The organism is Shewanella sp. SG41-4 (genome assembly GCF_014164505.1).
Classification (GTDB): Bacteria; Pseudomonadota; Gammaproteobacteria; order Enterobacterales; family Shewanellaceae; genus Shewanella.
On record NZ_JACJFI010000216.1, the window covers coordinates 1 to 7,168 of the forward strand.

Annotated in this window: 10 protein-coding genes; 5 read left to right on the forward strand and 5 right to left on the reverse strand. The window is 41.6% G+C overall.

What is annotated here, in order from left to right; translation table 11 throughout:
• The 5 genes from rsxD to gloA all read left to right on the forward strand — a co-directional run.
• A partial coding sequence (gene rsxD / locus H5202_RS16305; RefSeq protein ID WP_182773003.1) for an electron transport complex subunit RsxD occupies nt 1–895 on the forward strand: 895 nt, incomplete at its 5' end.
• Between the two features lie 2 nt (nt 896–897).
• Complete coding sequence (rsxG, locus tag H5202_RS16310; protein WP_259397350.1) at nt 898–1,545, forward strand: electron transport complex subunit RsxG; 648 nt, start codon at nt 898–900, stop codon at nt 1,543–1,545.
• A complete protein-coding gene (locus H5202_RS16315; RefSeq protein ID WP_182773004.1) occupies nt 1,538–2,233 on the forward strand; it encodes an electron transport complex subunit E in 696 nt (231 codons plus the stop codon). The genes rsxG and H5202_RS16315 overlap by 8 nt, the downstream gene beginning before the upstream one ends.
• Before the next feature lie 59 nt (nt 2,234–2,292).
• The gene (gene nth, locus H5202_RS16320) at nt 2,293–2,934 is read left to right on the forward strand and encodes an endonuclease III (protein ID WP_182773005.1); all 642 of its coding nucleotides are present in this window, start codon (nt 2,293–2,295) and stop codon (nt 2,932–2,934) included.
• A gap of 377 nt (nt 2,935–3,311) precedes the next feature.
• On the forward strand, nt 3,312–3,722 hold the full coding sequence (gloA, locus tag H5202_RS16325) for a lactoylglutathione lyase (RefSeq protein ID WP_011637635.1): 411 nt from the start codon (nt 3,312–3,314) through the stop codon (nt 3,720–3,722).
• A 183-nt stretch (nt 3,723–3,905) separates the two neighbouring features.
• On the opposite strand, the gene ruvB is transcribed toward gloA, so the two are convergent.
• The 5 genes from ruvB to H5202_RS16350 all read right to left on the reverse strand — a co-directional run.
• On the reverse strand, nt 3,906–4,916 hold the full coding sequence (gene ruvB / locus H5202_RS16330; protein ID WP_182773006.1) for a Holliday junction branch migration DNA helicase RuvB: 1,011 nt from the start codon (nt 4,914–4,916) through the stop codon (nt 3,906–3,908).
• 30 nt (nt 4,917–4,946) lie between these two features.
• A complete protein-coding gene (gene ruvA / locus H5202_RS16335) occupies nt 4,947–5,564 on the reverse strand; it encodes a Holliday junction branch migration protein RuvA (RefSeq protein WP_182773007.1) in 618 nt (205 codons plus the stop codon).
• Nucleotides 5,561–6,082: a crossover junction endodeoxyribonuclease RuvC gene (gene ruvC / locus H5202_RS16340; protein ID WP_011637638.1), complete on the reverse strand. Its 522-nt coding sequence runs from the start codon at nt 6,080–6,082 to the stop codon at nt 5,561–5,563. The genes ruvA and ruvC overlap by 4 nt, the downstream gene beginning before the upstream one ends.
• A 7-nt stretch (nt 6,083–6,089) precedes the next feature.
• Nucleotides 6,090–6,842, reverse strand: a complete 753-nt coding sequence (locus H5202_RS16345; protein ID WP_182773008.1) for a YebC/PmpR family DNA-binding transcriptional regulator — start codon at nt 6,840–6,842, stop codon at nt 6,090–6,092.
• Nucleotides 6,843–6,965: 123 nt separating this feature from the next.
• On the reverse strand, nt 6,966–7,168 hold a 203-nt coding region (locus tag H5202_RS16350; RefSeq protein ID WP_336244805.1), incomplete at its 5' end, for an amino acid--tRNA ligase-related protein.

The following is a 7,168-nucleotide window of genomic DNA, read 5'->3' on the forward strand; positions in this document are numbered from 1 at the left end:
GGCTTATTTAGCAGGAGCGGCGGTAATGAAACTACGAAATAGAAATATTACCGCCACCTTAACGGATAACAGCGCATTGGTTACCGCAAGCTTACTTGCGGTTGCAATCCCGCCATTAGCACCTTGGTGGTTAATTGTCATTGGAACATTATTTGCTATCGTTATTGTTAAACAACTCTATGGTGGGTTAGGTAATAACGTCTTTAATCCAGCAATGGCAGCTTACGTATTACTGCTAATTTCATTCCCGGTCCAAATGACCTCATGGGTTGCCCCTCAAACCTTAGCCGTTAATTACGCCGATATATTGCATACCGTCAATAGTATCTTTCAATTAAACACAGGTTATGCTGCAGATTTTTTCCATCTGGCGATTGATGGCACCACCATGGCAACACCGCTAGACACACTAAAAACTGACCTTTCTATGGGGCTTACCACAACAGAAAGTATGACTAAAACTATCTTCTCTGGCAGTGTCGGCGAAGGTTGGTTTTGGGTCAATATGGCCTATTTTGTGGGTGGTCTAGTGATGTTAAAACTTAAGGTGATACGTTGGCATATTAGCGGTTCTATTTTGTTAACATTATTTGCTTGTGCCAGTATTGGTTTTTTGATTAGCCCAGACACCTTTGTTAGCCCGGTGATGCATTTATTTTCAGGAGGAACCATGCTGGCGGCATTTTTTATTGCTACCGATCCCGTTACCGCCGCGACAAGCCCTCGAGGTCGACTTATTTTTGGTGCCATGATTGGCTTACTCATCTACTTAATACGAACATTTGGTGGTTATCCTGACGCTGTCGCATTCGCGGTTTTATTAGCCAATATGTGCGCGCCATTTATCGATTATTATGTGCGCCCACGCAGTTATGGTCATCGAGTAGGAAATTAATAATGTCTATTTTAACAACTAACCCGATGATTAAAAATGGCCTGTTACTTGGCTTATTTGCCCTATGCTGTACTGGCCTCGTTGCATTAGTAAACGCGTTAACCAGTGACACCATATTATTACAACAGCAAAAGCAATTAACCTTAACGCTGAACCAGATTATTCCAACTGAATTACACGACAATGTACTCAGCGAGCAATGCATTTGGGTTAATTCTCCAGCGCTTTTAGGCAGTAAAGCGGACTTACCAGCATATCTTGCTTATAAAAATGAACTCCCGGTAGCCATCGCGATAGAAGCCATAGCACCAGACGGTTATAACGGAGAAATAAAACTTATTATTGGTGTAGATAACCAAGGTATGATACTAGGCGTTCGTACCCTTTCTCATCAAGAAACTCCGGGGCTTGGTGATAAAATTGACCTGCGAAAATCAGATTGGGTCACTCACTTCAGTGGTAAGTTATTTAAAGACAACACCAATATATGGAAAGTAAAAAAAGATGGTGGTGAATTTGATCAATTTACCGGTGCCACTATTACTCCAAGGGCTTATGTTAAAGCGATTGCCAATGCACTGACATTTGTTGAACAACATCGCCAAGCACTTTATCAAAGCCATTATGCCTGTGAGGCCAACCATGAGTAAATATCGTGAAATAGCAGCTCAGGGACTATGGAAAAATAACCCTGGATTAGTGCAACTATTAGGGTTATGCCCGCTGCTAGCGGTTACCGCTACCATCACCAATGCATTAGGTTTGGGCGTCGCGACGTTGTTGGTATTAATTGGGTCCAATATTTTAGTCTCGTTGGTCCGCGATTTTGTACCTAAAGAAATTCGTATCCCTGTATTTGTCATGATAATTGCCGCACTTGTTACTTGCGTGCAATTATTGATCAACGCTTATGCCTATAATTTATATTTGTCATTAGGCATTTTCTTACCACTAATTGTAACCAACTGCGTCATTATCGGCCGTGCAGAAGCATTTGCTTCGCGTAACTCATTAGCACATTCGGCATTCGATGGATTAATGATGGGATTAGGCTTTACGGCTGTATTGGTAGTTTTAGGTGCTAGCCGCGAATTGCTCGGCCAAGGGACTCTATTTGACGGTGCAGATTTATTATTAGGTGATTGGGCAAGTGTATTAACCATTCATGTATGGCAAGTGGACACACCATTTTTATTGGCTATGTTGCCGCCGGGTGCATTTATTGGCATGGGATTATTAATAGCCCTTAAAAACGTCATCGATAGCCGCGTAAAAGCAAAGCAGCCTAAACCTGAAAGTGTAGGCGTAACGCGTGCGCGGATAACTAAAGTAAGCTAACACGGCTGCGCAGTTAATCTGCTGCGGCCGTAAACTTAACGATAAAATGACCGATTATTATGAATAAAGATAAACGACTCCAAATACTCAGCAGATTAAGAGACAACAATCCAAAGCCTGAAACTGAATTGAACTTTACAAGTCCATTTGAGCTATTAGTTGCTGTAACGCTATCAGCACAAGCAACCGATGTCAGTGTGAATAAAGCTACCGATAAGTTGTTTCCTGTTGCTAATACGCCTCAAGCAATATATGACCTAGGGATTGAGGGGCTTAAGCAATACATTAAAACCATCGGCTTATACAATAATAAAGCGGTAAATGTGATTAACGCTTGTAAAATGCTGATCGATTTACATTCTGGTGAAGTACCAGAGAATCGTGAAGCATTAGAGGCTTTACCTGGCGTGGGTAGAAAAACGGCCAATGTAGTTCTCAATACAGCCTTTGGCTGGCCCACTATTGCTGTCGATACTCATATTTTTAGGTTAGCAAACCGGACTAAGTTTGCCCCAGGTAAAAATGTCGACCAAGTTGAACTGAATATGCTTAAAGTGGTGCCGAGTGAGTTTAAAGTGGATGTTCATCATTGGTTTATTCTTCACGGACGTTACACTTGCTTAGCCAGAAAACCACGATGCGGCAGCTGTATAATTGAAGATTTATGCGAATTTAAAGACAAGGTATACCCAGAAGAATAACCCCCAAAGCACCGAAGGCACTTTGAGGGTTTATATCAATGTATTGGATATTAACTCATCAATTAATATCCAATACATCTTTGCAGATGGATCAAATGGGACTATCTATTTTTTGCTGACGCTTAAAACAACGACACAAAAAATGCACTAAAACAAATCGCAATAACAACAGTAGTACCTAATGCCATTTTCAATTCTGTATTCATTGTCTTGCCTCCAAATGTGTATATGGCAACCATAACGCTTTTTAGCGTTTAACCCAAAAAATATCCTCACAAATGTGAGCTAAAGCAAAATTTTATTGGTATCAACCACTAATATTTTCAATGTCATCTGAACTTGTTAAACTTAGATAATTTTTTATAAGAGAGCATATCATGTCGCAATTACTTCATACGATGATCCGTGTAGGCAACCTAGAACGCAGCATTCAATTTTATACCCAAGTGATGGGAATGAAATTACTGCGTCAATCTGAAAACTCAGAATATAAATACACCCTCGCCTTTGTTGGTTTTGGTGAAGAAACCACAGGCCAGGCCGTTATCGAATTAACCTATAACTGGGGTGTCGATAGTTACGATTTAGGTAATGGTTTTGGACATTTAGCCATTGGCGAAGACGATATTTATGCGCGCTGTGAAGCCATCGCTGCTGCTGGCGGTAAAATCACTCGAGCCCCAGGCCCAGTTGCTGGCGGTAAAACTGAAATTGCCTTTGTGGAAGATCCAGACGGATATAAAATTGAATTAATTCAAAAAAAATCAGCAACTGAAGCACTTGGCTAATGTTGACCTAAGCAGCAACATTAGATTCGCTCGAAAGTATGCTTCAGATACTTTAAATATAATAAAACCAGCATAAGCTGGTTTTATTACTTTGATGACCGAAATTTTTGTACCAACATATCACTGTTAATGACGGTCTACCTGAACATTGTTAATGTGTGACTAAAAATTGAAATAAACAGGCTACGCTTTTTCAGGTCTAACCAAACTAAAATGATCATAGGCTCTTTGAGAAGCGATACGCCCTCTTGGCGTGCGTTGAATAAACCCTTGTTGGATTAAAAAAGGCTCCAATACATCTTCAATTGTTTCTCTGTCTTCACCGATGGCTGCCGCTAGATTGTCTAATCCAACCGGGCCACCCATAAATTTATCAATAATGGCCAATAATAATTTACGGTCCAAGTAATCAAAACCTTGGTCATCAACATCCAGTAAATCCAGTGCATATTCAGCCACTGTTTGAGACACTTTACCGTCATGTTTCACTTCGGCATAATCGCGTACTCGACGTAATAGTCGATTGGCAATTCGCGGGGTTCCGCGTGAACGTTTAGCAATTTCAATAGCCCCTTGTTCATCTATCTCAAGGTTCATTACGTTGGCTGAGCGAGTTACAATTGTGGTTAAGTCTGTGACGTTATAAAACTCTAAACGTAATGGAATACCAAAACGAGCCCGCAATGGCGAGGTTAATGCACCAGCACGAGTCGTGGCGCCGATAAGAGTAAATGGCGGTAAATCTAATTTAATTGAACGCGCAGCTGGACCATCACCAATCATAATATCCAGTTGGTAATCTTCCATCGCCGGATAAAGGATCTCTTCCACTACAGGGCTTAAACGATGAATTTCATCGATAAACAGTACATCACCTTCTTCAAGGTTGGTTAACAACGCCGCTAAATCACCCGCTTTTTCAAGAACAGGACCAGAAGTGGATTTGATATTAACGCCCATTTCATTAGCTACAATCATGGCTAACGTTGTTTTCCCCAAACCTGGAGGACCAAAAATCAGCATGTGATCGAGGGCTTCACGACGATTTATCGCGGCTTGAATAAAAACCTTAAGCTGAGCTCGAGTATCATCTTGACCGGTATACTCATCCAACATTTTAGGGCGCATAGCACGATCAATCAGTTCATCTTGACCTTGTACCTGCGGTTGGATTAGTCGATCAGCTTCAATCATTTTTACGTACCCTGTTTATGCATATCATATTTATAGCATTGATTTTAATGCAGCTTTAATTAGCGTTTCTGAACTCATGCCTTCTTTAAAAGCAGCAGAAACTGACTTGCTGGCCTGAGCAGGTTTATAGCCTAACGACAATAAAGCTGAAATGGCATCTTCTTCTGCACTATCAACAGGGGCAGCTGGAGTATAATTACTTTGCAGCATAAACTCGCGCTCTGAGCCTGCAGAGGCTTCAAGCAAGCTTTTAAGCTTGTCACGCATTTCAATCACTAAACGTTCAGCAGTTTTTTTACCGACACCGGGTAGTTTTACTAAGGTTGCAATATCATCACGTTCAACACATGACACAAACTCAGATGCTGTCATGCCCGATAAAATCGTTAATGCCAGTTTAGGACCAACGCCATTGGTTTTGATTAATAAACGGAATAATGCGCGCTCTTGTTTGGTGATAAAACCGTAAAGTAACTGAGCATCTTCACGCACCACAAAATGAGTAAATAACATCGCAGCTTGGTTTAACGCTGGTAATTCATAAAAGCTGGTCATCGGCACTTGTAACTCGTAACCGACGCCATTAACATCAAGCACCACTTCAGGCGCTTGTTTTTCAACTAATATTCCGCTTAGACGACCTATCATTTGTATCTTCCATATGTTCTGCTGCTAGCTTTACCGCCCATAGCGATAAGGCTTTGATAAGTATGAAAATGGCATATTGCTACCCCTAATGCATCTGCCGCGTCAGCTTGTGGTGAAGCAGGTAGTTTAAGCAATTGCTTAATCATATGTTGAACTTGTGTTTTTTGAGCTCGACCAGTTCCCACTACGGCACTTTTTATTTGGGTTGCACTATATTCCGCCACGGGCAAACCAGCACACGTAGCGGCAACAATTGCCGCGCCTCTGGCTTGGCCAAGTTTTAAGGCTGAATCAGCATTTTTAGCCATAAATACCCGCTCAATAGCAAACTCATCTGGTTTATATTGAGTAATTATCTCGCACAAGCCTGCATAAATTTGCTGTAATCGTTGTGGTAAATCATCGGCAGAGGTTCGAATACAGCCACTACCAAGGTAAATCTGTTGACGACCTTGGCATTGGATCACACCGTAGCCTGTAATGCGGGAGCCGGGATCGACGCCTAAAATAATGGCCATTGTTGCCTCATGCGTTATCTAACGCTTGCATAACATCATCTGATATCTCGGCATTATGATATACCTCTTGTACATCATCATGGTCTTCTAAGGTATCGATTAACCGTAAAAATTTTTCGGCGGTATCGGCATCAAGTTCAGCTTTTATTGATGCAACCATTGTCACCTCAGCATGAACAGATCCAAAACATGCACTATCAAGTGCATCCTTTACTTTGCCAAAGGCATCAGGAGTGGTAAATACATCGATAGAACCATCATCATGAGTAATAACATCTTCTGCACCAGCGTCTAATGCACTGTCGATTAAGCTATCTTCATCAATATCGGTGTCGTAAGAAATAATGCCAGATTTGGTAAACAAATACGCCACTGAACCATCGGTACCTAGGTTACCACCCGACTTATTAAATGCATTACGCACACCAGAAACGGTGCGATTGCGATTGTCTGTCATCGTTTCAACCATGACCGCAGTACCACCAGGACCATAGCCTTCATAAATAATAGTTTCTAATTGCTGACCATCCATTTCACCAGCTCCGCGCTTAATTGCACGTTCAACGGTATCACGGGTCATATTATTGGATAAGGCTTTATCAACTGCAGCGCGTAATCTGGGGTTGGCATCAACATCTGAACCGCCTTCGCGAGCTGCGACGGTGAGTTCACGAATAAATTTGGTAAACAACTTACCGCGTTTAGCATCTTGTGCGGCTTTACGATGTTTTATATTGGCCCATTTACTGTGTCCTGCCATCTTAAACTCCTATTATCCAATTGGATAAGTCAAGTAGAAAACCATACTTGTCAAAAACATACCGAGGCAGCTGCCTCGGTATGTAGTGCCCTTTTAAGAGCGTATTACGCTGAGCAATAATATTTATTCTTCAGTTTTAGCCTTTTCAATAACCGCAATGCCCAATTCAGTTAATTGCACTGGATTAGCAAAACCAGGGGCGTTGGTTAAAGGACATGCTGCAGTTGTCGTTTTAGGGAATGCCATAACGTCACGGATTGAGCTTGCACCTGTCATTAACATGATAATACGGTCTAAACCAAACGCTAAACCAGCATGTGGAGGTG